The 22,397-nt window shown below is 49.5% G+C and carries 20 protein-coding genes, 2 tRNA genes and 1 other annotated feature; of the genes, 20 read left to right on the plus strand and 2 right to left on the minus strand.

Annotation, left to right across the window (positions count from 1 at the left end; translation table 11 throughout):
• The first annotated feature begins 79 nt into the window (after positions 1-79).
• The 5 genes from DWW13_RS10035 (at position 80) to DWW13_RS10055 (ending at position 5,375) form a co-directional block, all read left to right on the plus strand.
• Positions 80-150: transfer RNA gene (locus DWW13_RS10035), tRNA-Trp, on the plus strand.
• A gap of 203 nt (positions 151-353) precedes the next feature.
• Complete coding sequence (locus tag DWW13_RS10040) at positions 354-953, plus strand: DUF4230 domain-containing protein (protein ID WP_055221314.1); 600 nt, start codon at positions 354-356, stop codon at positions 951-953.
• 390 nt (positions 954-1,343) lie between these two features.
• The gene (locus DWW13_RS10045) at positions 1,344-2,105 is read left to right on the plus strand and encodes a threonine/serine exporter family protein (protein ID WP_055221312.1); all 762 of its coding nucleotides are present in this window, start codon (positions 1,344-1,346) and stop codon (positions 2,103-2,105) included.
• Positions 2,106-2,146: 41 nt separating this feature from the next.
• The gene (locus tag DWW13_RS10050; protein WP_022463061.1) at positions 2,147-2,593 is read left to right on the plus strand and encodes a threonine/serine exporter family protein; all 447 of its coding nucleotides are present in this window, start codon (positions 2,147-2,149) and stop codon (positions 2,591-2,593) included.
• Positions 2,594-2,951: 358 nt separating this feature from the next.
• Positions 2,952-5,375, plus strand: a complete 2,424-nt coding sequence (locus DWW13_RS10055; RefSeq protein WP_118595585.1) for a L,D-transpeptidase family protein — start codon at positions 2,952-2,954, stop codon at positions 5,373-5,375.
• Between the two features lie 86 nt (positions 5,376-5,461).
• On the opposite strand, the gene DWW13_RS10060 is transcribed toward DWW13_RS10055, so the two are convergent.
• Positions 5,462-6,094, minus strand: a complete 633-nt coding sequence (locus DWW13_RS10060; protein WP_226906388.1) for an HAD family hydrolase — start codon at positions 6,092-6,094, stop codon at positions 5,462-5,464.
• 148 nt (positions 6,095-6,242) lie between these two features.
• Here DWW13_RS10060 and mutY point away from each other — a divergent pair, with 148 nt between their 5' ends.
• The 15 genes from mutY to DWW13_RS10145 all read left to right on the plus strand — a co-directional run bounded on the left by mutY (position 6,243) and on the right by DWW13_RS10145 (position 20,672).
• Positions 6,243-7,310 carry an A/G-specific adenine glycosylase gene (gene mutY, locus DWW13_RS10065; protein WP_055267466.1) on the plus strand — a complete coding sequence of 356 codons (1,068 nt, stop codon included), beginning with the start codon at positions 6,243-6,245 and terminating at the stop codon, positions 7,308-7,310.
• Positions 7,311-7,347: 37 nt separating this feature from the next.
• Positions 7,348-8,364: a glycosyltransferase family 2 protein gene (locus tag DWW13_RS10070; protein ID WP_055267469.1), complete on the plus strand. Its 1,017-nt coding sequence runs from the start codon at positions 7,348-7,350 to the stop codon at positions 8,362-8,364.
• A gap of 26 nt (positions 8,365-8,390) precedes the next feature.
• Positions 8,391-8,939 carry a 2-C-methyl-D-erythritol 2,4-cyclodiphosphate synthase gene (ispF, locus tag DWW13_RS10075; protein ID WP_022463066.1) on the plus strand — a complete coding sequence of 183 codons (549 nt, stop codon included), beginning with the start codon at positions 8,391-8,393 and terminating at the stop codon, positions 8,937-8,939.
• Positions 8,940-9,201: 262 nt separating this feature from the next.
• Complete coding sequence (locus tag DWW13_RS10080) at positions 9,202-11,829, plus strand: cation-translocating P-type ATPase (RefSeq protein WP_055267546.1); 2,628 nt, start codon at positions 9,202-9,204, stop codon at positions 11,827-11,829.
• Positions 11,830-11,871: 42 nt separating this feature from the next.
• Positions 11,872-12,106 (plus strand) — a binding site (T-box leader).
• 100 nt (positions 12,107-12,206) lie between these two features.
• Positions 12,207-12,890, plus strand: a complete 684-nt coding sequence (epsC, locus tag DWW13_RS10090) for a serine O-acetyltransferase EpsC (RefSeq protein WP_055227154.1) — start codon at positions 12,207-12,209, stop codon at positions 12,888-12,890.
• A 107-nt stretch (positions 12,891-12,997) separates the two neighbouring features.
• Positions 12,998-13,357 (plus strand): Mini-ribonuclease 3, encoded by a 360-nt coding sequence (locus DWW13_RS10095; protein ID WP_055221333.1) that lies wholly within the window; start codon positions 12,998-13,000, stop codon positions 13,355-13,357.
• 243 nt (positions 13,358-13,600) lie between these two features.
• Complete coding sequence (rlmB, locus tag DWW13_RS10100) at positions 13,601-14,323, plus strand: 23S rRNA (guanosine(2251)-2'-O)-methyltransferase RlmB (protein ID WP_055221331.1); 723 nt, start codon at positions 13,601-13,603, stop codon at positions 14,321-14,323.
• A gap of 39 nt (positions 14,324-14,362) precedes the next feature.
• Complete coding sequence (sigH, locus tag DWW13_RS10105) at positions 14,363-14,968, plus strand: RNA polymerase sporulation sigma factor SigH (protein ID WP_226906387.1); 606 nt, start codon at positions 14,363-14,365, stop codon at positions 14,966-14,968.
• 171 nt (positions 14,969-15,139) lie between these two features.
• A tRNA-Thr gene (locus DWW13_RS10110) sits at positions 15,140-15,212 on the plus strand.
• A 133-nt stretch (positions 15,213-15,345) separates the two neighbouring features.
• Positions 15,346-15,948, plus strand: coding sequence for an ABC transporter substrate-binding protein (locus tag DWW13_RS10115; RefSeq protein ID WP_022463072.1), 603 nt, complete (start codon positions 15,346-15,348; stop codon positions 15,946-15,948).
• Between the two features lie 36 nt (positions 15,949-15,984).
• Entirely contained in the window at positions 15,985-16,551 is a 567-nt protein-coding gene (locus tag DWW13_RS10120; protein WP_022463073.1) for a chromate transporter, read from the plus strand.
• Complete coding sequence (locus DWW13_RS10125) at positions 16,548-17,144, plus strand: chromate transporter (protein ID WP_022463074.1); 597 nt, start codon at positions 16,548-16,550, stop codon at positions 17,142-17,144. The genes DWW13_RS10120 and DWW13_RS10125 overlap by 4 nt, the downstream gene beginning before the upstream one ends.
• The gene (locus DWW13_RS10130; RefSeq protein ID WP_022463075.1) at positions 17,123-17,416 is read left to right on the plus strand and encodes an AAA family ATPase; all 294 of its coding nucleotides are present in this window, start codon (positions 17,123-17,125) and stop codon (positions 17,414-17,416) included. The genes DWW13_RS10125 and DWW13_RS10130 overlap by 22 nt, the downstream gene beginning before the upstream one ends.
• 347 nt (positions 17,417-17,763) lie before the next feature.
• Positions 17,764-19,152 (plus strand): MATE family efflux transporter, encoded by a 1,389-nt coding sequence (locus DWW13_RS10140; RefSeq protein WP_022463076.1) that lies wholly within the window; start codon positions 17,764-17,766, stop codon positions 19,150-19,152.
• A gap of 347 nt (positions 19,153-19,499) precedes the next feature.
• Entirely contained in the window at positions 19,500-20,672 is a 1,173-nt protein-coding gene (locus DWW13_RS10145; RefSeq protein WP_022463077.1) for an NAD(P)-dependent malic enzyme, read from the plus strand.
• A 113-nt stretch (positions 20,673-20,785) separates the two neighbouring features.
• Here DWW13_RS10145 and DWW13_RS10150 read toward each other — a convergent pair whose 3' ends face one another.
• On the minus strand, positions 20,786-22,198 hold the full coding sequence (locus DWW13_RS10150; protein WP_022463078.1) for an aspartate ammonia-lyase: 1,413 nt from the start codon (positions 22,196-22,198) through the stop codon (positions 20,786-20,788).
• Positions 22,199-22,397 lie beyond the last annotated feature (199 nt).

The raw sequence follows: 22,397 nt of genomic DNA on the forward strand, positions 1-22,397 counted from the left end.
AAATGGTTGTGTTCGGAAAGAAAGTATGGTATGATGTATAGATGTTAAGTGTATGCGGTTTTGAAGGTATATCTAGCGTAGGGGATTGGTCAAATGGTATGATAGGGGTCTCCAAAACCTTTGGTGGGAGTTCGATTCTCTCATCCCCTGTATTAGGAAAGAGTGAAGATACAAAATCTTCACTCTTTTTTCGTATTGTTTAAAAGAAAAGTCTAACAGAACAGGATTTACAGAATTTTAAGATATTTTTGTAAAGCAGGACTGTTTTTTATGGTGTAAATAAGGTACAATAGAGCCACAGAACATATTCAAAAATAATGAAAAATGAAACATGAGAAGGGAGTGGGTGTAACGTGAGCAGAGAAAAGAATGGAAGCCGCGGCACGGTAAAAGCTGTCATTTATCTTCTGATCGTAGTAATCCTTGCTGGAATGGTTGTTTATCTGACGCAGTCGTTGCGGCGGGACCGGGAGCCGGAGATTACGGGGACGTTTATTGACAGCAAGCTGGAGGCGGCGGGGGAGCTGACGTCGGCGAAGATGATTTATAACGGGCTGATTCATTACTCGGACGGGTCGATTCCGTTTCTGACGCAGAAGGCGTTTAATATGACATACCGTGCAGAGGTACGTGCGGGCGTGGATCTCTCGAAGGCGAATACGGAGGTGACGGATTCAGAAGTAACAGTTACACTTCCGGCAGTGGAGATTTTTGATATTTCCATCGACAATGATTCCATCCAGTATTACGATGAGAAGGCAGCGCTTCTGAACTGGGAGCGGAAGGAAGATGCGATGGATGCAATCGCGAGTGCGAAGGAGGATGTAGAGCAGCAGACGAAAGAAATGGATGACCTGGAAACGATGGCACAGGAACAGGCGAAAACACTGATTACCGGAATGCTGTCCGAGACGGTCGGGGACAAGACATTGGTTGTAAAATTTGAAGAATAGTACATAGACGGGATGTCGGCACTTCTTTTTGGGGGATAAAAAAAGGAGGGCCGGTATTTCTTCTGGCAGAAACACCGGCATTATGAAAAAGAAAAATCTATATAAATTGGAAAGAATATTAGGTTGGGACAACGGTTGAAAGATAGAGGAAGATGATTTGTTGTCCCTTTGTTTTGATACGTTTAGTATAGTTGTCATATGTGAGGAAAGTGTGAATGGAGTTTGAAGAAACTTTGAAAAGATTTGTGAATGGCGCGGGTGAACATCGGAACATCCCAACGCCCGGATATCGCCGAATTTGCATAGAATTAACTTGAAAGTGAACACTGCTTCATGGTACAATCGTTTGGCATGTGTGAAATATGAGTTACATTTGAGAGGACAAAAACTATGGACTATAAACTGCTGCTGGACACCGCGGTCATGGCGGGAGAAATCCTGCTGGAAAGCGGGGCGGAGACGTGGCGGGTGGAGGATACCATGCTGCGGATGCTGCGCATGTCCGGCCTGAAAACTGCGGATGTACTGGCGCTGACGACCGGCTTTGTGGTAACGCTCGACGACCCGGCGATGGATTCCATGACTGTTATGCGCAGCGTAGAGAGCCGTGCAACGGATCTGAACCGGATCCATGCGGTCAATCAGCTTTCCCGCGATTTCTGCGAAGGAAATATCGACCTGGATGCGCTGTTCCACCGGGTGCGGGATATCTATCGTGCCAAGTCGGAAATTAAAAAAAATCTGCTCGCGATGATGGCGACGACCGCAGGCTTTGCAATCATGTTCGGAGCCGGGTTCTACGAAGTGCTGGCATCTGCACTTGCAGGTTTTATATCAGGAATCGGTGTTTACGGAGGAAAAAAAGCCGGGATGCAGTCGTTTCTTGTGAACTGTATCGGGTCATTTTTGCTGGCGGTCACATCTATTCTCTGTGTTCATTACCTGCCGGGGACCATGGATCTGAACGTCATTATCATTGCATCGATCATGCCCCTCGTACCGGGTGTGGCGATCACGAATGCGGTGTATGATACCCTGCACGGCGACTACATTTCCGGTGCGGCACGGATGCTTGAGGCGTTTGTAACCGCTGCGGCCATCGCAATCGGCGTGGGACTTGGCATGCTGCTGCTCCGTCCACTGGTGCGGTAGAGAAAACCGATACAGAAAAAAGATGAGGTTAAAGCAAAAATATGAGAATAGCAGGTGAAATCATCCTGAAATCCCTTGGAGCCTGGGTTGCAATCTGGGGATTTTCAAGACTGTTGAACGCACCAAAAAAGCTGGAATGCTACACGGCCGGTGTCGGTATGATCGGCTGGGCGGTCTATCTGATCGTGGAAGTATTCAACGACGGCATTCTGATGAAGAACTTTCTTGCCGCCGTTGCCGTCGCCCTGGTTTCCCAGGCAATGGCGCGTCATTTCAAAGCGCCGGTGATCCTTTTCGTGATCCCGGGCATTCTTCCGATGGTGCCGGGAGCCGGTATGTACCGCATCGTCTACTCGATCGTTATGGGGCCGGAAAACATGGTTGGAACGTATCTTTTAGAGACAGCGACCGCGGCAGGCGCAATTGCCCTTGGAATTTTCCTCGGAGAAGCGCTGCAGAAGGTATTTTTTTACGAATTCCATAGGTGATTTACGAAAAAAGTGAGAAATTTGCCAAAACCAAATTTTTTGCTTTTTTTTGTCGAATTTTATGATATACTTAACAGTGTATGTGCCCTTGGACAAAAGAAGAAATCTATAGGGGCATTTTTAACATCAGTAGACAAGAAGTCCCCCGCTTCTAAAGCGGTGGGATGAATTGTTAAAAGAAACATAACGGTAGTGGCGGGCGGAGAGAAATCGGTATCCTCCACTGACATGAGGTAAGTCACAGTCGAACTATTTTCGACATGTCAGACTCCGTGAAAATACCGACTGTGAGTTGAAACAAGGAAAAAAGAAGAGAAGTAAGTAAAGTGCAGACACAGAACTATGAGGAGCAAAAAATATGAAGTTTGAAGATGATGATTTAAAGGACGGTAAACTTTGGGCTGCCCTGCAAAAAGAGATTGACCGTGACCTGGCGGAAAAGGAGAGCGGTGAAACATTCCAGGAAGAACTGGCAGACATCGAAGACTCCATTGAATTTGAAAGCAAAGAAACAAAAAGCGAAGATCACATCCCGGATGAGACTGCAAATTTAAGTAATCTGCGAAGTGTCCTTGAGGCAACTGAGCGTGCAAAAGACGAAGAAGCGAAGCAGAAAATGAAGCAGACCAAAGTGGAGCCTGTGACGCAGGACATCGAGATTCCGGAATTTACAGAAGAGGAAGAAGAAATCGAAGAGACGCCGGCGGAGACAAAAACAGAATCGGAACCGGAAGAAGTGATGGTGGATGATGATCTGATCATCAACGATCCATTCGCAGATGAGGATGATCTGCTGGGAGAAGAGAAGACAGAGACCAAGGGTTCGGAGAAAGAAGTGCTTGGTGATCAGGTGGAAGCCGCAATGGAGCGCCTCGTCAGCGACACGGTAGGCCATATCCCAATGCCGGAAATAGACGATGAGGATGATGACTACGACGATTATGAGGATGACGACGAAGAGTACATTCCGCATGGCGCAAAACCGCAGAAGAAAAAGGGAAAAGGCGGTGCGGTTATCGCCGTTGCAGCCGTTGCTGTTATTGCTGTGGGAGGCTTTTTCTATGGAAGCAAAATGTTCCATTACCAGAATTATTTTTTCAACGGAACAACCATCAACGGAGTAGACTGCTCGGATATGACGGCCAAAGAGGCAGAAACGAAAATCAAAGAGCAGGCTGCAAACTATACCTTAAATGTAAAATTCAAAGACAATGATACGAAGAGTGTCAGCGGAAAAGACATCGACTACACCTACGCCGGAGACGGCAGCGTGGAGAGCGTGTTAAAGAAACAGAACAGTTTCCTCTGGTTCCTGGGAAATGGCGGAAAAGAGAAAGATTCCCAGGTCACCATGCAGTACAGTCAGGAAAAACTGGATGCGGTGATTGATGGATTTGACGAATTCCAGTCCGCAGACGGTGAGAATGCACCGGCCAGCGCCTACATCACCTTCCAGAACAATGAGTTTGAGATTGTGGATGCTGTTATGGGTGAGGGAATGGATCTTACCCTTGCAAAACAGTGCATCGAAAACGCGCTGATCAATGCGGATACCGAAGTGGATCTTGAAAAAGCAGGCGTTTACGACGGAACCTTGGTAACAGCAGATGACGAAACACTGAATGCACAGAAGGATCAGTTAAATGAACTGGTACGCGCAAGTATCACATACAGTATGCCGGATGGAACAACACAGGTTCTTGACGGAAATACCATGAAAGACTGGCTGGCGGTCGATGCGGATGGAAATTATTCCAAAGATGAAAACCAGTGGAATGAAAAAGTAAAAGAATATGTGGCAAATCTTGCGGCAGCGATTGATACCGATGGCAAGGATCACACCTTCCCGGCAACCGGTATCGAAGGCGGCGTGACCATCAGCCAGGAAGGCTACGGATGGAAAGTGGATCAGGAGCAGGAGATAGCAAAGATCGCAGAAGAAGTAGATGCTCACGCAGCAGACGCAAGAGAGCCGCAGTATGCGCAGAGAGAGTTTGCTGCTTCCACAGAGAACAACGGATTCGGCAAGACGTATGTTGAGGTTGATGCCAGCCGTCAGCATATCTGGCTCTACAAAGATGGAAATCTGGTTGTCGACGGTGACTGTGTAACCGGTCTGATGGAGCAGAGCAGCTACACGAAGCCGGGTATCTACACAACCGCAGCAAAAGAAAGCCAGAAAAAACTGCACGGAGAGCTTCAGGCAGACGGCAGCTATTCTTGGGAAAGAGATGTGGATTCCTGGATTCCGTTCAACGGAGAGATTGGTTTCTACGATGCTTCCTGGAGAAGTAGTTTCGGCGGAAACCTGTATCTGACTGCAGGATCGACGACAGGATCTGTTGCACTTCCGACTGCAGTGGCACAGGCATTATATGACAATGTCGATGACGGAACACCGGTTATCATTTATTATTCCGAAGCTTATGAGGTAAGTGAAGACACGCTTACTGTGACACAGGCACCGGAAGCAGATGACGAAAATGTCGATGATACGACGAATACCACGACAGTAACGCCGACGAGAACGCCATCCTACACGTACGATGATTACACGCCGTCAACTCCGTCAACCCCATCAACTCCATCAACCCCATCAACTCCATCGACCCCGTCTACGCCGGAACCGACCACAGCACCGACCGAGATCCCGTCTACGCCGGAGCCGACCGTAGCACCGACGGAGACCCCGTCCACACCGGAACCGACCCAGGAGCCGAGCGCACCGGATCAGGGAGACCATACGGGTGACGATGATTACCCAGGTAAGGGCGAGAGCTGAGAAAAGAAGAAATAGAACATAAAAAATACGCATTCCGTTATCAAAACAGGAATGCGTATTTTTTATGAGAAAGAAACTGTTAAAAATTAATTTTCCGGTACGAACAGTGTGACAAGATCCATCGGGGAAGTGATGGTGTAGTCCGGGTTTTCGGTCTGACCAAAACCGTATGCGGCATGGACAAACGGGATTCCGGCCTCGCGTGTCGCCTTGTAGTCGCCGTCGGTATCGCCGACATAGACCGCGTGCTGCAGATGGTTCTGTTCGATGATTGTACGGATGTTGTCTGCCTTTGCCTTTCCGGTATCGCCAGGACAGAGATGGCCTTTGAAATAGTGACCGAGGCCTGTGGCTTCCAGAAAAACTTCGATATAGCCCGCCTGGCAGTTGCTTACGATATAAAGCGGGTAATGTCTGGAAAGAATAGAAAGTGCATCGACAAGTCCCGGATAAACAGGAGCCGGTGTCGCAAGAAGTGCCTCATGCTCTTTGGCACAGCATGCCTCGATCAGTTCTAACTGGCGCTCCTTTGGATATTCGTGGAAAATGACGGCGGCGATATCCGGGAGCAGGCGGCCGAACAGGCCTTTTAACACGGTTCCGGTGAGGTTTGGTGTCATATCAGTTTCTTTTTCCATAATCTGATTCCATGCGTCGGCAACAACGTCTGTGGAGTCCCACAGGGTGCCGTCCACATCAAAAATAATACTGTCGATCAAGAGTTTTTCCTCCATATCTTAAGGGTTTTGGTTATTCTTTTAAAGTATTTATTAATTTTAATCAAAAACACGTGAGAGCGCAATGTTTATTTTGCATTTTGGAGGAAAATGTGGCAAAATAAGAATGATATATTAACAGGAGATTACTATGCAGGACACAATCACAAAGCCATTATTGAAATGGTATGGCGAAAATAAAAGAGTGCTGCCGTGGAGAGAAAAAAAGAACCCGTATGAAATCTGGGTTTCCGAGATTATGCTCCAGCAGACGAGGGTGGAGGCGGTCAAGCCGTTTTATGAGCGGTTTATGCGTGAACTGCCCAATGTCGCAGCACTTGCGGTCTGTCCCGAGGAAAAGCTTTTGAAGCTCTGGGAAGGCCTTGGTTACTATAACCGTGTGCGGAATATGCAGAAGGCCGCACAGAAAATTATGGAAGTGTATGACGGTGTATTTCCGGCAGATTACGAAGCCTTAAAAGGACTTCCGGGAATTGGAAATTACACAGCGGGAGCCGTTGCATCGATCGCGTTTTGCATTCCGGTGCCGGCGGTGGACGGAAATGTGCTTCGTGTGATGGCACGCCTCCGGGAGGACGGTGAGGACATTTTAAAGCAGTCCGTGAAAAACCGCGTGGAAGCGGAATTGACCGAAATCATGCCGGCAGAAGATCCGGGAGCCTTCAACCAGGCGATGATGGATCTCGGCGCAATGGTCTGTCTGCCGAACGGCGCACCAAAATGTGAAGTCTGTCCGCTTTTTGACCAGTGTCTGGCGGGACAGCATCAGACCTGGACGGAATATCCGTTTAAAAAGAGCGCAAAGCCGCGCAGAATCGAAGACAGAACCGTTCTGTTATTTCTGGACGGTACGCACACAGCAGTGCGGAAACGGCCGAAAAAAGGACTTCTGGCGGGACTTTACGAGTTCCCGAACTTCGATGGCGTGCTCTCCGAACAGGAAGCACTTGAAGAGGCAGAAAAATTCGGCGTGACGCCGCTTCATATTCAGGCATTGCCGCCGTACAAGCACATTTTTTCCCATGTCGAGTGGCATATCACAGGATACGCTATTAAAATTGCAGGAAACGATGTGGAGCAGGAAGGGGAAGAAAAAGCCGGATTGATTTTTGCGGATGCGAAAACCGCGGCTGAAAGATATGCCATTCCGTCTGCGTTTGCGGAATACGCAAAATATACAGATCTGGAACGTGCCTGAAACGGCAGAAGAGCAAAAAAGAGCAGGGAGAAAAAAGATGAAGATTTTATCAATTGCAGTACCATGCTATAATTCAGAAGCATATATGGAGAAATGTATCGATTCGCTGCTGGTCGGCGGAGAAGAAGTAGAAATTCTGATCGTGGACGATGGTTCCAAGGACGGAACCACAGAGATTGCAGACCGCTATCAGGAAAAATATCCGACGATTGTAAAAGCGATTCATCAGGAAAACAAGGGCCACGGCGGAGCAGTCAACACGGGTGTGGAAAATGCGACGGGTCTGTACTTTAAGGTTGTGGACAGTGATGACTGGGTAAACCCAGAGGCATACCAGAAGATTTTAAATGTTCTGGCAGAAGTCGTACGCGGACCGAAAACACTCGACCTTCTGATCAGTAACTATGTGTATGAAAAAGAGGGCGCCAAGAGAAAACGTGTGATGCGCTATGCGAAATCGCTGCCGGAAGGCCGCTTTTTCGGATGGGATGAGGCGAAAGCTCTCGGCAAAACACATTATCTGCTGATGCATTCGCTGATTTACCGGACTTCTCTTTTAAGAGAGTGCGGCATGAAGCTGCCGGAGCACACCTTCTATGTGGATAATCTGGTTGCGTTTATTCCGCTTCCGTACGTCAAAACGATGTATTATCTCGATGTCAATTTCTACCGCTACTTTATCGGGAGAGCCGACCAGTCGGTTAACGAGAAAGTCATGATCGGCAGAATTGACCAGCAGATCCGTGTCAACAAGCTGATGATCGATTACCTTGGTGAACAGAAAGGGCTGTCGAAGCACCTGCGGAAATATATGATCAGCTATCTGACCATTATTATGACGGTTTCTTCCGTGATGATGATGCGCTCTGGAACGGAAGAAAATCTCGAGAAAAAGAACGATCTTTGGAGATACCTGAAACAGGAGGATGCAGCCGATTACTTCCGCATCCGCCACGGCATTTTCGGAACTGTTATGAGCAGCAAATCAAAACCGGGACAGAAAATTGCAGTCTATGCCTACAAGGTAGCGCAGAAACTGTATGGATTTAACTAGAAAGTAACGAAGCGGAGGAACGAACAATGCGAGTAGGAATGGGTTACGATGTGCATAAACTGGTGGAAAACCGGAAACTGATTCTGGGCGGTGTGGAAATCCCGTATGAATATGGCCTTCTGGGACATTCCGATGCGGATGTGCTGGTTCATGCCATTATGGATGCGCTTCTCGGCGCTGCAGCACTGCGGGACATCGGACGCCATTTTCCGGACAATGATCCGGCGTATGAGGGCGCAGACAGCATCGAACTGCTGAAAAAAGTGGGTGAGATGCTCGAGGAGCGGATGTATCTGATTGAAAATATCGATGCAACCGTTATTGCACAGAAGCCGAAGCTCCTGCCATACATCGACACGATGGTGAAAAATGTGGCGGAGGCGCTTCATCTCGAAGAGGATCAGGTCAATATCAAGGCAACGACCGAGGAAGGACTTGGCTTTACCGGAAAGAAAGAGGGAATTTCCGCACAGGCGATCTGCTGCATTTCCAAGGCACTCGACCTGATGCCGGACGACCGGATCGCAGGCGGATGCAGCGGCTGCCCGGGATGCGCAAAGAACGCAGAAGAATAAAAGAGAAATGCGATTGCACAAGGCCGGAAGATGTGGTAGACTGGAAGAAGAATAAGGGAGTAGTCGGCGGCATACGTGACGCTATAAGGCCAACAACCGAAGAAAAAGCATTTCTTCTGGCTTTGTATGAAATGACAAGACTTATCTGTATCAACAAATATGGTGCGGATAGGTCTTTTTCTATATAGAAAGAGACCGGTGTACCAGTGGGAACTTATCACAGGAACGCAAAAAGCGTTTTCAGAAGAAAGGACGGATGGAAATGAAAGAGTATCTGGAAAAAAGTTCGAAGATTCTTGATGAGTTACAGACAACGGAGCAGGGACTTTCCGAGGCGGAAGCTGCGCGGCGGCTTTCCGAACACGGACCTAACCGGCTGGCGGCGGGAAAAAAGAAGAGTAATCTTCAGCGGTTTTTCGAAGAACTGAAAGACCCGATGATCCTGATCCTGCTCGCCGCAGCGCTGATTTCCGGCATCACATCGGCGTATGAAGGCGAATCGTACGCTGATGTGGTCATTATTCTCACCGTTGTCATCATTAATGCGGTGCTCGGTGTTCTGCAGGAGAGCAAGGCAGAGAAAGCGATTGAAGCTCTGCAGGAGATCGCGGCAGCCACGTCGAAGGTGATGCGCGGCGGGAAAATGGAAGTGAAAAAGAGCGAGGAGCTCGTACCCGGTGATATTGTAATTCTCGAAGCGGGCGATGCTGTTCCGGCGGATGGCCGTATTTTAGAGAGCGCCAGCATGAAAATCGAGGAAGCAGCGCTGACCGGAGAATCTGTCCCGGTCAATAAAACAGCGGATGTTCTGAACGCCGGCGCAGCCAGCGAGGTTCCGCTCGGGGACCGGAAAAACATGGTCTATATGGGAAGCACCGTTGTCTATGGCCGCGGCCGCGCTGTTATCACCGGAACGGGTATGAAAACCGAGATGGGAAAGATCGCCCATGTTCTGACGCAGTCGGCGGATGAGAGCACACCGCTGCAGAAGCGGCTGAACCAGCTCAGCAAAATCTTAAGCGTGATGGTGCTCGCCATCTGTGCCGTGATTTTCATTGTCGGTATTTTAAAAGAGGGCGTGACGCCGCAGAACATCTTAAATACCTTTATGGTAGCTGTCAGCCTTGCCGTAGCGGCAATTCCGGAAGGACTTGCAGCAGTTGTCACAATCGTGCTTTCCATCGGTGTGACCAAAATGTCAAAGCGGAATGCGGTGATCCGGAAACTGACGGCTGTCGAGACGCTCGGCTGTACGCAGGTGATCTGCTCGGATAAGACAGGAACGCTGACCCAGAATAAGATGACCGTGGTAAAACATGAGGGAAGCGATATAAAACGTCTCGTATCCGTCATGGCACTCTGCTCCGATGCGGAGCCGGACGAAAACGGCGAGGCAGTCGGAGAACCGACGGAATGTGCGTTGGTCAACGATGCGCAGAAAGAGGGATGCCCGAAGAAGAGTCTGTCCGTCCAGTATCCGCGTGTCGGGGAAGCGCCGTTTGATTCGATGCGGAAACGCATGACAACGATCCACCGCGCAAACGACGGAACGTATTTTTCCTGCACAAAAGGCGCACCGGATGAGATTCTGAAGCGGTGCACCTCCGTTTGGCGTGACGGCAGAAAACAGCCGATGACAGAAGCATTCCGGCAGGAAATCCTGTCGCAGAACAAGGCGATGGCAGACCAGGCACTCCGCGTGCTGGCGGCAGCAGGAAGAGCGTGGAACCAGATGCCGTCCTCCCAGGAGCCGGACTTTCTGGAGCAGGATCTCTGCTTTTTAGGACTTTGCGGTATGATTGATCCGGTGCGGCCGGAAGTAGTCGATGCGATCCGGGAATGCCGCGGGGCAGGCATCCGTCCGGTGATGATTACGGGTGACCACAAAGACACAGCGGTTGCTATTGCAAAAGAGCTGGGTATTCTGGAGGCGGGCTGGAAAGCGGTAACGGGAGCCGAGATTGACCAGTTAAGCGATGAGGAGCTTGACCGGAGAATCGAGGAATATGCTGTTTACGCACGCGTCCAGCCGGAGCATAAAGTGCGGATCGTCGATGCGTGGAAGCGGAAAGGCAGAATCACCGCGATGACAGGAGACGGAGTCAACGATGCGCCGTCGATCAAGCGTGCGGATATCGGCATCGGAATGGGCATCACGGGAACGGATGTGACGAAAAACGTGGCAGATATGGTGCTCGCGGACGACAACTTTGCGACGATCATCGCGGCGGTTGAGGAAGGAAGACGAATCTACGATAATATCCGTAAGGCAATTCAGTTCCTTCTGGCATCGAACCTTGCCGAGGTGCTGTCGATTTTCTGCGCGACGCTGATGGGCTTTACGATTTTAAATCCGGTGCATCTGCTCTGGATCAACCTGATTACGGACTGCTTCCCGGCGCTGGCGCTCGGTATGGAGGACGGTGAGGCAGACATCATGAAACGCCCGCCGAGAAATGCGGATGACGGTATTTTTGCGGACGGCCTCGGCTTTGATGTTGCGTTTCAGGGCATCGTGATTACGGTGCTGACGCTGGCGTCCTACTTCATCGGCCATTATCTGGAAGCCGGCCGCTGGGAAATCGTCAACAGCCCGGACGGCATGTCGATGGCGTTTCTGACACTCTCCATGGTGGAAATTTTCCATTCCTTCAATATGAGATCACGGAAAGGTTCTATTTTCCATATGAAGCATCAGAACAAGTATCTGTGGGGCGCGATGGCACTCTCATTTGTCCTCACATCCGCCGTCATTTACATCCCGGTACTGTCGAGTGCGTTCGGTTTTGAGCGGATCAGCGCGTTGGAATATGATGTGGCGATCGGCCTTGGACTGCTTGTCATTCCGGCGGTCGAAATCAGCAAGTGGATCCGGCGGAAATTTGCTTGACAAACGAGAAAAATTTGCATAAACTAGAACAAACGGAAACAGAAAAAGGCTTGGAACGGAAAAAGTAGAAAATCAGAATTGTTTCACAGAGAATGGCAGACAAATGGGGCTGGAAGCTGCCTGAAACGAGGGTTTTTGAAGTGCGTCCGGAAGCTGGCCGGGTGAAGCGGAAAAAGTGGGTAGTCCGGCACGGGTCCTGCACGTTATGCAGAAGAAAAGAAGAGGGCAGGTGTGCCCTTAAAGTAAAGTGGAACCACGGAGCTATTTCGTCTTTATCGGAGATGAAACAGCTCCGTTTTTGAATATTACTGTTATGCAGAATGATGGTAAGAAATAAAAATCCGGAAAAGTCCCAGCAGGAGGCAAGGAGAGGAAAGATGAGTTTTTTCGCGTATTTTAAAGAGGAATTTCAGGTGATTCAGGAGCGGGATCCGGCGATACATTCTCCCATGGAAGTCTTGCTGTATCCTTCATTTCGTGTTATGCTGAAGTACAGACGGGCGCACAAGCTATATCTGAAAGGCCATTACTTTCTGGCCAGGTGGATTTCACAGCGGGCAGCGAGAAAAACCGGTATCGAAATCCATCCGGGTGCGACGATCGGAAAGGGATTGTTTATTGATCATGGTTCTGGTGTGATTATCGGAGAAACAGCCATTATCGGAGACAACGTGACGCTGTATCAGGGCGTGACGCTTGGCGGTAATGGTAAGGAGACCGGGAAACGTCATCCGACGCTGAAGGACAATGTTATGGTCAGCGCCGGTGCGAAGATCATCGGATCGTTTACGATCGGGGAAAACTCCAAAATCGGAGCCGGATCGGTTGTGATCGAGGAGGTTCCGCCGAACTGTACCGTCGTCGGCGTGCCGGGGCACATTGTGAAGCAGAATGATGTGCGGATTCCGAGAAAAAGCATGGATCACATTCATCTGCCGGACCCGATTTTCGAGGATATCAAAGTACTGCAGCAGGAGAATACGGAGCTTACGAACCGTGTGCTCGAGCTGGAGGGCGAGCTGCGTCAGATGAGGAAAAAAGAAAGGACAGAACAGAAGTGATGGAAGTGGGCAAAGAGACAGAAAACGAGGAGCTTTTTCCAGAGGCGGTTTTCGGGGAGAAGGATTATCTTTCGGAGGTATTCGGACTGGAACAGCATGACATCCGCATGTATTCGCCGCTTACGCTGGCCTACATCGGGGATGCTGCGTATGAGATCGTCATCCGCACGATTCTGGTGCGGAAAGCAAATATGCAGGTCAACAAGCTGCACCGCCATGCGGCAGGGCTTGTAAAGGCGGAGAAACAGTCGGCGATGATTGAAATTCTGGAGCCGCTGTTTACCGAAGAGGAAAAACAGATTTATAAAAGAGGCAGAAATGCGAAATCTTATACCAAGGCAAAAAATGCGTCCACGATCGACTACCGCCGGGCAACCGGGTTTGAGGCTGTGATGGGGTATCTGTACCTGAAAGGGGATTACAAGCGGATGATCGACCTGATCCGGGCAGGACTTGGCGAAGTGTGAGAGCAGATAAGATTCAGAAAATAAAAAAGAAGCGGCAGGGCAGTGGGGCTTTTGAAAAAGCAAAAGTTCCCACTGCTTTTGGGACCGCGGAACAGGAATGATATGAGAGAAAACAACAGAAACGACAAGAGAAATTTTGAGAGAAGAGACGGAAAAAAACGTGACTTTAAGGGGAAACGAGATTACCGTGACAGAGACAGAAAACAGGAAGTACAGCAGGCGGATGAGGAGTTTACAGGCGGCATGGTAGAGGGAAGAAACGCTGTCATCGAGGCGTTCCGCTCCGGCAAGACCGTGGACAAGCTGTTCGTCCTTGCAAGCAGCCAGGACGGCCCGATCCGCACGATCATCCGTGAGGCGAAAAAACACGATACCATCATCAATTATGTAGAAAAAGAACGTCTTGACGAGCTGTCCACCACCGGAAAGCATCAGGGTGTCATTGCACAGGTGGCTTCCTACAGTTATGCAACCGTTGAGGACATCCTCGCGCGCGCAGAGGAGAAAGGAGAGCCGCCATTTATCCTTCTGCTGGACGGCATTGAGGATCCGCATAACCTCGGTGCGATCATCCGTACCGCAAACCTGGCAGGCGCACATGGTGTCATCGTGCCGAAGCACCGCGCAGTCGGCCTGACAGCAACCGTTGCCAAAACGTCGGCAGGTGCATTAAATTACACACCGGTGGCAAAGGTGACGAATCTGGTGCAGACCATGGAAATGCTGAAGGAAAAGGGCATCTGGTTTGTCTGCGCGGACATGAACGGACAGAGAATGTATGATCTCGACCTCAAAGGACCGATCGGCCTTGTAATCGGAAATGAGGGAGAGGGTGTCAGCCGTCTGGTGAGAGAAAACTGCGACTTCACAGCCACAATTCCGATGAAAGGCGATATCGACTCTCTGAACGCTTCCGTGGCAGCCGGCGTGCTCGCTTATGAGATTGTAAGACAGAGAAGCTGCTAGAAATTGCGGAAAATCACATTACGCTCCGGCGGAAGAAAGATGAAGGATACAAGAGATATGATGGTGAAAGATTACGATACCTGTACGGATGAGGAGCTGATTGCGCGTCTGCGGGCAGGAGAACGCGAGATTACCGATTATCTGATCGACAAATACAAATCGCTGGTGCGGACCAGGGCGAGGGCGCTGTACCTGGTGGGCGGAGATCACGAGGATCTGATCCAGGAGGGCATGCTCGGACTTTTTAAGGCAGTGCGTGACTACAAACCGGGGAAGGAGGCATCGTTTGCCACCTTCGCCGGCCTGTGCATCGACCGTCAGATGTATTCTGCAGTGGCATCGTCCCAGCGCCAGAAGCATCAGCCGCTGAACAGCTTCGTCTCGTTAAGCGAACCGGTTTCCGAGCAAGAGCTGCGCCTGGTGGACGAGGAGACACCGGAGGAGATTATGATCAGCCGGGAAAACGTAATCGGCATGCATGAGCGGATCAAAGAACGGCTCAGCAAATTTGAGTACCAGGTGCTGGAATTGTATCTGAAAGGGTACGATTATACGCAGATTGCAGAAAAACTTGGAAAGCAGCCGAAGGCAATCGACAATGCACTGCAGAGAATCCGCAGTAAAGTGCGGGAGGTCTGTTCGTGAGATGGGAAAACGACCGAAAAAATTACGGCGAATTGTCAAAAGTGCAGAAAAATCTGTGAACAAATAAAAATTTTCAAATTTGTAGAAAAAACTGTTGACAATTCACTATAGTTTTGATAGAATACCAAATGTAGCAAGGAGCTAACAAAAAAAACAAAACAACTTGCGAGTGCTGATGTGGCTCAGTCGGTAGAGCGTCGCCTTGGTAAGGCGGAGGTCACGGGTTCGATTCCCGTCATCAGCTTACTAAGAAAGATCCCGGGAAACCGGGATCTTTTCGTTATATAAAAAACAGCAGGAGATGGGCAGGAAGAAAAAGACACTATTACAAAAGGTACAGTTATGATTGTGAGGGAAAAAGAAGATGCGTCATTCGCTTGGGGGAAAGAAAGCTCGAATATAAGGATTCCAAAGGACAGGACTGTTATTTCTATTATTCGAACATTGCCGGAACCGATCTGGATATGCCGTTCTATGTCTGCAATGCCGAGTGTGTCAGCGGCATGAAAAAGAGAGAATCCAAATCGGAGACATTCAGCGCAAATCCGTTTGAATACGAATTCTTATACGCACCGCTCGGGGACAAGGGCGCTTACGCGTACCAGCAGCCGTGGTATGGATTTTCGGTCAACAAAGACAGCGAAGAGAAAGAGATCGCGGTTGAGTTTCTGCGCTTTATGATGCAGGAAAAAGAGATCGACGAGATGGCCAGTATTAAAGGCCTGCCGTCGGTGGCAGAAAACGGAACCGATGAGCGGTATGCGGGGCTTCGGGATGCAAAAAATATTGAGGCAAGTTTTATCAACGACGGCAGCGTGCCGGATTCCATCCGCGCGGCATTGGAGCAGGCGTGTACGGCAATGCAAACGAGGCAGTGCAGGTGTTTGTGGAGCTGTGTGCAGAGAAATAAGATAGGAAAACGAGAAGAGCGACTTATTTGTGAAAACAAGTGGGTCGCTTTTTGGTGCCAAAGATGGTAGAATAGGTACAACAGAAAAAATGAGGTGAAGAAAACAATGGAGTCAAAAAGTAAGGTACTGCAAAAACTGTTCCTTTCCACGCTGTATCTGAGTGCATTTACGTTCGGCGGCGGTTATGTGATTGTGACGCTGATGAAGAAGAAATTTGTGGATGAGTACCACTGGATAGAGGAGAATGAGATGCTCGATCTGGTGGCGATTGCGCAGTCATCGCCGGGGCCGATTGCGGTGAATGGGGCGATTGTTGTCGGGTATAAACTGGCGGGGATGATTGGTGTGCTGGTTTCGATTATTGGAACGATTATTCCGCCGTTTCTGATTATCTCTGTGATTTCGGTCTGCTATCAGGCGTTCCGGGATAATTTTTTCGTGAGCCAGATGCTCGAAGGAATGCAGGCAGGCGTCGGAGCCGTGATTGCATCCGTGACGTATGAGATGGGAGCCGGGGTTGTGAAAGAAAAAGATCCGCTGTCGCTGGTGATTCTTGTCTGTGCGTTTGCAGCAGCCTGTTTTTTCAAGGTCAACGTGATTTATATTGTACTGGTCTGCGGTGCCATCGGTGCGGTGCGGACGATTCTGGCGAAACGGAGGGGTGCGAAATGATTTATTTTCAGCTATTTTTAAGCTTTTTCCAGATCGGCCTGCTCAGCTTCGGCGGAGGCTATGCGGCCATGCCGCTGATTCAGGGACAGGTGGTGCAGGGACACGGCTGGCTTTCGATGTCGGAGTTTACGGATCTTATCACCATCTCTCAGATGACACCGGGGCCGATCGCAGTCAATTCGGCAACCTTCGTCGGAATTAAAATCGCAGGCATCCCAGGAGCGCTCGTGGCAACGTTTGGATGTATTCTGCCGTCGTGTATTCTCGTCACACTGCTTGCGAAGCTATATTTAAAATACCGCGAAATGGCAATGCTCCAGGGAATCCTCCACTCCCTCCGCCCGGCGGTTGTGGCGATGATCGGTTCCGCAGGGATTTCAATTCTGGTCACGGCGTTTTGGAGTAGTGAAGGAGATACCGTGATCCGGCTGGCGCAGACGAACTGGAGTCTTGTCGTGATCTTTATCATCAGCCTCATTCTGCTGCAGAAAGGCAAAAAGAACCCAATCTTTGTGATGGTACTGGCCGGGGTGATGAAGGTGGCAGTGGCGCTGGTGGAAAAATTTGCGGCATGCTGTGGGACGATTTTTTAAATTCAAAGGTGAATGCTTTTCAGGACGTATTAAACTCAAGAATATATATCGATAAAACAGGATTGCTGGAATACACCAACAGTGTGATTGACACAACATCGAAGTTTATCTGCAACAGCCGCCCCAGAAGATTTGGAAAATCGATCACAGCGGATATGATGACTGCGTACTACAGCAGAAGTCTGGATACAGAAGAAATGTTTGAAAAGCTTAATATTGGTCAGGCGGCAAATCAGAAAATACAGGATGAATATCAAACAGCAGATTCTTAATAGGGAAGGTAAACATAGTGTTATACATTATTTTTGATTTTATAATGGCAGTAATTATGTTTATGTCACTTCCTTTTATTGTTGGAATAATGGTAGATATCCGCCATCAGGGAATTGGGTGCTTTGCGGCATGGGTAATATGGGGAGTTATGCTTATCTTATCGTTGAGGCTGTTTGATGCTCTGAAATTAAGATGTCAAAAAAAGCCAGAAAAAAGATAAAAAGGATCTTTCTTTCTAAACATGAATCGTGTATAATAAGCATTACTGTTCGGGGCCTGCCTGGAGAAATCCAGAAAGGCTCCGATTTATGTCATTTATTTTATACAGCAAGAAAAGGGGGAAACCATGCAGAAACACAGAAAATTTATTGGGAACAAACGGTTTTACCTGATGGTACTTGGCGTTGCGATGCCGATTATGATTCAGAACGGTATCACCAACTTTGTCAGTCTTCTCGACAACATCATGGTAGGACAGGTCGGTACCGAGCAGATGTCCGGCGTTGCAATTGTCAACCAGCTTCTTTTTATCTATAACCTTTGCATTTTCGGAGGGGTATCCGGTGCAGGAATTTTCACTGCGCAGTATTTCGGACAGGGCAACGACGAGGGTGTGCGAAACACCTTCCGCTTCAAGCTCTGGATCGGCGTGATCCTGACGGCAGCGGCAATCACTATTTTCCTTGGTGCGCACGAGCCTCTGATTCGTCTCTACCTGACAGGAGATCAGGGAAGCCAGGACATGAATGCGACATTAGCCTATGGCATTTCTTATATGAAGGTCATGCTGGTAGGACTTCCGCCGTTCCTGTTTGTGCAGCTTTATGCCAGCACGCTGCGCGAATGCGGCGAGACGATGCTTCCGATGAAGGCCGGTATCACAGCCGTATTTGTCAATCTGATTTTTAATTATATTTTAATCTACGGAAAATTCGGCGCACCGCAGCTCGGAGTTGTCGGCGCGGCAGTTGCAACGGTGCTGTCCCGTTACGTGGAGATGGCGATCGTGCTGATCCGCACGCACGGAAACAAAGAAAAATATCGTTTTACGAAGCATCTGTACCGCACGATCCGTGTTCCGGCGGCTTTGACGAAACAGATCCTTATCAAAGGAACACCGCTGATGCTGAACGAAACGTTCTGGGCAGGCGGCGTTGCGATCCTGATGCAGTGTTACTCCGTGCGTGGACTGAATGTCGTAGCCGCGATGAATATCTCCAACACGATCTCGAACCTGTTCAACGTCGTTTTCATCGCACTCGGCGATTCCGTTGCCATCATCGTCGGACAGCTCCTCGGAGCCGGAAGGATGGAAGAGGCAAAGGATACCGATACGAAGCTGATCACGTTTTCCGTATTACTCTGCATTGTGATCGGCGCGCTGATGGCGCTCGTGGCTCCAATCTTCCCACGCCTCTACAACACGACGGACGAAGTACGCCACATGGCGGCAATCTTCATCGTGGAAGTGGCCATGTTCATGCCGGTCAATGCATTCCTGCATGCAAGCTACTTTACCCTGCGCTCCGGTGGAAAAACGATCATCACGTTCCTGTTCGACAGCGTCTTCATCTGGGTTGTCAGTGTGCCGGTGGCTTTCTGCCTGAGCCGTTTTACCGGACTTTCGATCTACGCAATCTACTTTATGGTTATGTCGGTTGACCTGATCAAGTGCGTGATTGGATTTGTCCTTGTCAAGAAAGGAGTCTGGCTGCAGAATATTGTGGCGGAGTAAAGAAAAAAATCTGTCTGTTTTCCAGTCTGAAAAGGATGGGAGGCGGGCAGATTTTTTGCTTTATAAAAAACTTTGTTGAATTTTACTGTAAAGCAAAAAAAGCCCTCCGGGCAGGATCGGACTGCGGCTGAGAGAAAGAAAAAGAGTATTTTTGATAAAATTTCGCAAATGAAGCAGCTGTTTTTGGTGGAAAAGTGGAAATTTTTTCATTAATCAAAACACCGGTTGAAATTTAGAGAACGCTTGTTATAATAGGGGTGCAGCGAACAGACATCCCGTGTGACGCGTGAATCTCTCTTCCTATTATTAATGAGACGCAGTCACACATGAAATGGAGGAAAAAAGCGATGGATTACGCAAAAGAATCATTAAAGATGCACTATGAATTACGCGGAAAGCTTGAGGTCACTTCCCGGGCGGCCGTAGATACAAAAGATGCCTTGAGTCTTGCCTATACACCGGGTGTGGCGGCGCCGTGCCTGGAAATTCAGAAAGATGTCAACAAGAGCTACGAGCTGACCAGAAGATGGAACACGGTAGCTGTTGTTACAGATGGAACCGCAGTTCTCGGACTTGGAGATATCGGCCCGGAGGCCGGCATGCCGGTCATGGAAGGAAAATGCGTGCTGTTTAAAGAATTCGGTGGTGTCGATGCAATCCCGCTCTGCGTGCGCAGCAAGGATGTGGATGATATTGTCAATACCGTGCGTCTTCTCGCAGGAAGCTTCGGCGGTGTCAACCTGGAGGACATCTCCGCACCGAGATGTTTTGAGATCGAGAAGAAATTAAAGGAATGCTGTGATATTCCGATTTTCCACGATGATCAGCATGGAACAGCCGTGATCACACTGGCCGGTGTCATCAATGCGCTGAAACTGGTTGGAAAGAAACTGGATGAAGTCAAAATTGTTACCTCAGGAGCCGGTGCAGCCGGAATCGCCATTATCCGCCTGCTGATTTCGATGGGTCTCAAAAACGTCATCATGACAGACCGCAAAGGTGCGATTTACGAGGGACGCGACGGCCTCAACCCGATCAAAGAGGAGATGGCGAAGATCACAAACTACAACCATGAGAAGGGCACGCTTGCAGAGGTAATCAAAGGAGCCGATATTTTTATTGGCGTTTCTGCGCCGGGTACGCTCACTCCCGATATGGTACGTACGATGGCAAAAGAGCCGATCATCTTTGCCTGCGCAAATCCGACGCCGGAGATTTTCCCGGACGAGGCGAAAGCAGCAGGAGCAGCCGTTGTCAGCACAGGAAGAAGCGATTACCCGAACCAGGTCAACAACGTACTCTGCTTCCCGGGCATCTTCCGCGGAGCGCTCGATGTGAGAGCATCTGATATCAACGATGAAATGAAGGTCGCAGCAGCTTACGCAATCGCAGGCCTGGTAAGCGATGAAGAGCTGAACGCAGACTACATCCTCCCGGCAGCCTTTGATCCGCGTGTCAAAGATGCGGTGGCAGCAGCCGTTGCAGAGGCAGCAAGAAAGAGCGGCGTAGCGAGAATCTAAACAGAGTTTGATACAAAAGAAAACGACAGAAAAAGGCTTCCCGGACAGCAAGGAAATCCGGGAAGCCTTTTTGCGTATCGTTAAGAAATTATGAAGGAAAGCAGCAGTTACATTCAGCCAGCCAGATCGTCTTCTGCCGGCAGTTCCGGTCCGGTCAGAGCGTACGGATCGAGAATGTCGTCGAGCTGTTTCTGTGTCAGCAGTTCGTCTTTCAGAACCAGAGAAGTAACACTCTCGCCCGTCTTCAGCGATTTCTTTGCAATCGAGGCCGCTTTCTGGTATCCGATATACGGGCAGAGCGCCGTTGTGATGCCGACACTCTTCGAAACGAGATCCTCGCATCGTTTCTCATTTGCGGTAATGCCGAGAATACAGTTCTTCACAAGCGTATTCACAGCGCCTGTCATCGAGGTGATGGAAGAGAACAGGGAGTAGAAGACAACCGGCTCAAACGCGTTCAACTCCATCTGGCCAGCCTCAGCCGCCATCGTGATTGTGGTGTCGTTTCCGATGACATGGAAGGCAACCTGTGTCACAACCTCCGGGATAACCGGGTTGATCTTGCCCGGCATAATCGAGGATCCGTTCTGCATCGGCGGCAGGTTGATCTCGCCGAATCCGGTCCGCGGTCCGCTGGACAGCAGGCGCAGGTCGTTGCACATCTTGGAGAGGTTGACGGCGCAGGTCTTTAACGTGTTGGAGATCGTCACAAATCCGTCGAGGTTCTCCGTCGCGTCAAACAGATCGTCCGCCTGCATCAGCGGATAGCCTGTCACAGCAGCGAGGGTCGGTACGATGTGGTGGAGATAGTAATCGGAAGCATTGATCGTCGTACCGATGGCTGTTCCGCCGAGGTTCAGGGTGAACAGCTCTTTTCTGGCGCATTCGATCCGGCGGATATCACGCTCGATCATCGTTGCGTAAGCGTGGAAGCTCTGGCCGAGACGCATCGGAACGGCATCCTCAAGCTGGGTTCTTCCCATCTTTAAAATGTGGTCAAATTCCTGGGACTTATCGAGCAGTGCTGCGTGGAGTGACTCGAGCGCATGCAGAAGATCCGGGAGCAGATCGAGTACGGTCAGTTTTCCTGCACTTGGGATAACGTCGTTTGTGGACTGTGCCATGTTGACGTGGTCATTCGGGTGGACAATGGTATAATCACCCTTGGTGCCGCCCAGGATTTCGATGGCGCGGTTTGCGATGACTTCGTTTGCGTTCATATTGGCACTCGTTCCGGCACCGCCCTGGATGCCGTCAACGATGAACTGGTCTTTTAATTTGCCGGCAATGATTTCATCACAGGCATAGATAATGGCAGCCGCTTTTTCCTCCGGCAGTCTCTGTGCTTCGCGGTTGGAGATGGCAGCTGCCTTTTTAATTTTCGCCAGATTCTGGATCATGACCGGGTGGATCGACGTTCCCGTGATGGGAAAATTCCGTTTTGCCCGCAGGGACTGTACCCCGTAGTAGGCGTCGGATGGGACTTCAAGGGAACCAATGGAATCTGCTTCAATTCTTGTCTTCATAATAATCTCCTTCTTTCTGCACGCATTGAGTTGTGTATATTGTCTGAAACAATTCTTGCTTTGCCTTTCGATACCGGAAGAATAACACCAGGGCAGAAATTTGTAAATACCGCCGCCGAAGAACTGTGGAATCTTATTTATTTTTGTATTTGATTTTAAATACCAAGGGAAAGAGGCACTTTTACTTATTTTTCGAAAG

This window comes from Blautia sp. AF14-40, assembly GCF_003479665.1.
Taxonomy (GTDB): domain Bacteria; phylum Bacillota; class Clostridia; order Lachnospirales; family Lachnospiraceae; genus Fusicatenibacter; species Fusicatenibacter saccharivorans.

What these genes read in the sequence shown, in the direction of transcription:
- DWW13_RS10125 (WP_022463074.1), top strand. Translation starts at nt 16,548, where the DNA reads ATGATTTATTTTCAGCTATTTTTAAGCTTTTTCCAGATCGGCCTGCTC.
- DWW13_RS10050 (WP_022463061.1), top strand. Translation starts at nt 2,147, where the DNA reads ATGAGAATAGCAGGTGAAATCATCCTGAAATCCCTTGGAGCCTGGGTT.
- mutY (WP_055267466.1), top strand. Translation starts at nt 6,243, where the DNA reads ATGCAGGACACAATCACAAAGCCATTATTGAAATGGTATGGCGAAAAT.
- DWW13_RS10140 (WP_022463076.1), top strand. Translation starts at nt 17,764, where the DNA reads ATGCAGAAACACAGAAAATTTATTGGGAACAAACGGTTTTACCTGATG.
- DWW13_RS10080 (WP_055267546.1), top strand. Translation starts at nt 9,202, where the DNA reads ATGAAAGAGTATCTGGAAAAAAGTTCGAAGATTCTTGATGAGTTACAG.
- DWW13_RS10130 (WP_022463075.1), top strand. Translation starts at nt 17,123, where the DNA reads ATGCTGTGGGACGATTTTTTAAATTCAAAGGTGAATGCTTTTCAGGAC.
- sigH (WP_226906387.1), top strand. Translation starts at nt 14,363, where the DNA reads ATGAAGGATACAAGAGATATGATGGTGAAAGATTACGATACCTGTACG.
- DWW13_RS10150 (WP_022463078.1), bottom strand. Translation starts at nt 22,198, where the DNA reads ATGAAGACAAGAATTGAAGCAGATTCCATTGGTTCCCTTGAAGTCCCA.
- DWW13_RS10145 (WP_022463077.1), top strand. Translation starts at nt 19,500, where the DNA reads ATGGATTACGCAAAAGAATCATTAAAGATGCACTATGAATTACGCGGA.
- ispF (WP_022463066.1), top strand. Translation starts at nt 8,391, where the DNA reads ATGCGAGTAGGAATGGGTTACGATGTGCATAAACTGGTGGAAAACCGG.
- rlmB (WP_055221331.1), top strand. Translation starts at nt 13,601, where the DNA reads ATGGTAGAGGGAAGAAACGCTGTCATCGAGGCGTTCCGCTCCGGCAAG.
- epsC (WP_055227154.1), top strand. Translation starts at nt 12,207, where the DNA reads ATGAGTTTTTTCGCGTATTTTAAAGAGGAATTTCAGGTGATTCAGGAG.
- DWW13_RS10095 (WP_055221333.1), top strand. Translation starts at nt 12,998, where the DNA reads ATGTATTCGCCGCTTACGCTGGCCTACATCGGGGATGCTGCGTATGAG.
- DWW13_RS10055 (WP_118595585.1), top strand. Translation starts at nt 2,952, where the DNA reads ATGAAGTTTGAAGATGATGATTTAAAGGACGGTAAACTTTGGGCTGCC.
- DWW13_RS10120 (WP_022463073.1), top strand. Translation starts at nt 15,985, where the DNA reads ATGGAGTCAAAAAGTAAGGTACTGCAAAAACTGTTCCTTTCCACGCTG.
- DWW13_RS10045 (WP_055221312.1), top strand. Translation starts at nt 1,344, where the DNA reads ATGGACTATAAACTGCTGCTGGACACCGCGGTCATGGCGGGAGAAATC.
- DWW13_RS10070 (WP_055267469.1), top strand. Translation starts at nt 7,348, where the DNA reads ATGAAGATTTTATCAATTGCAGTACCATGCTATAATTCAGAAGCATAT.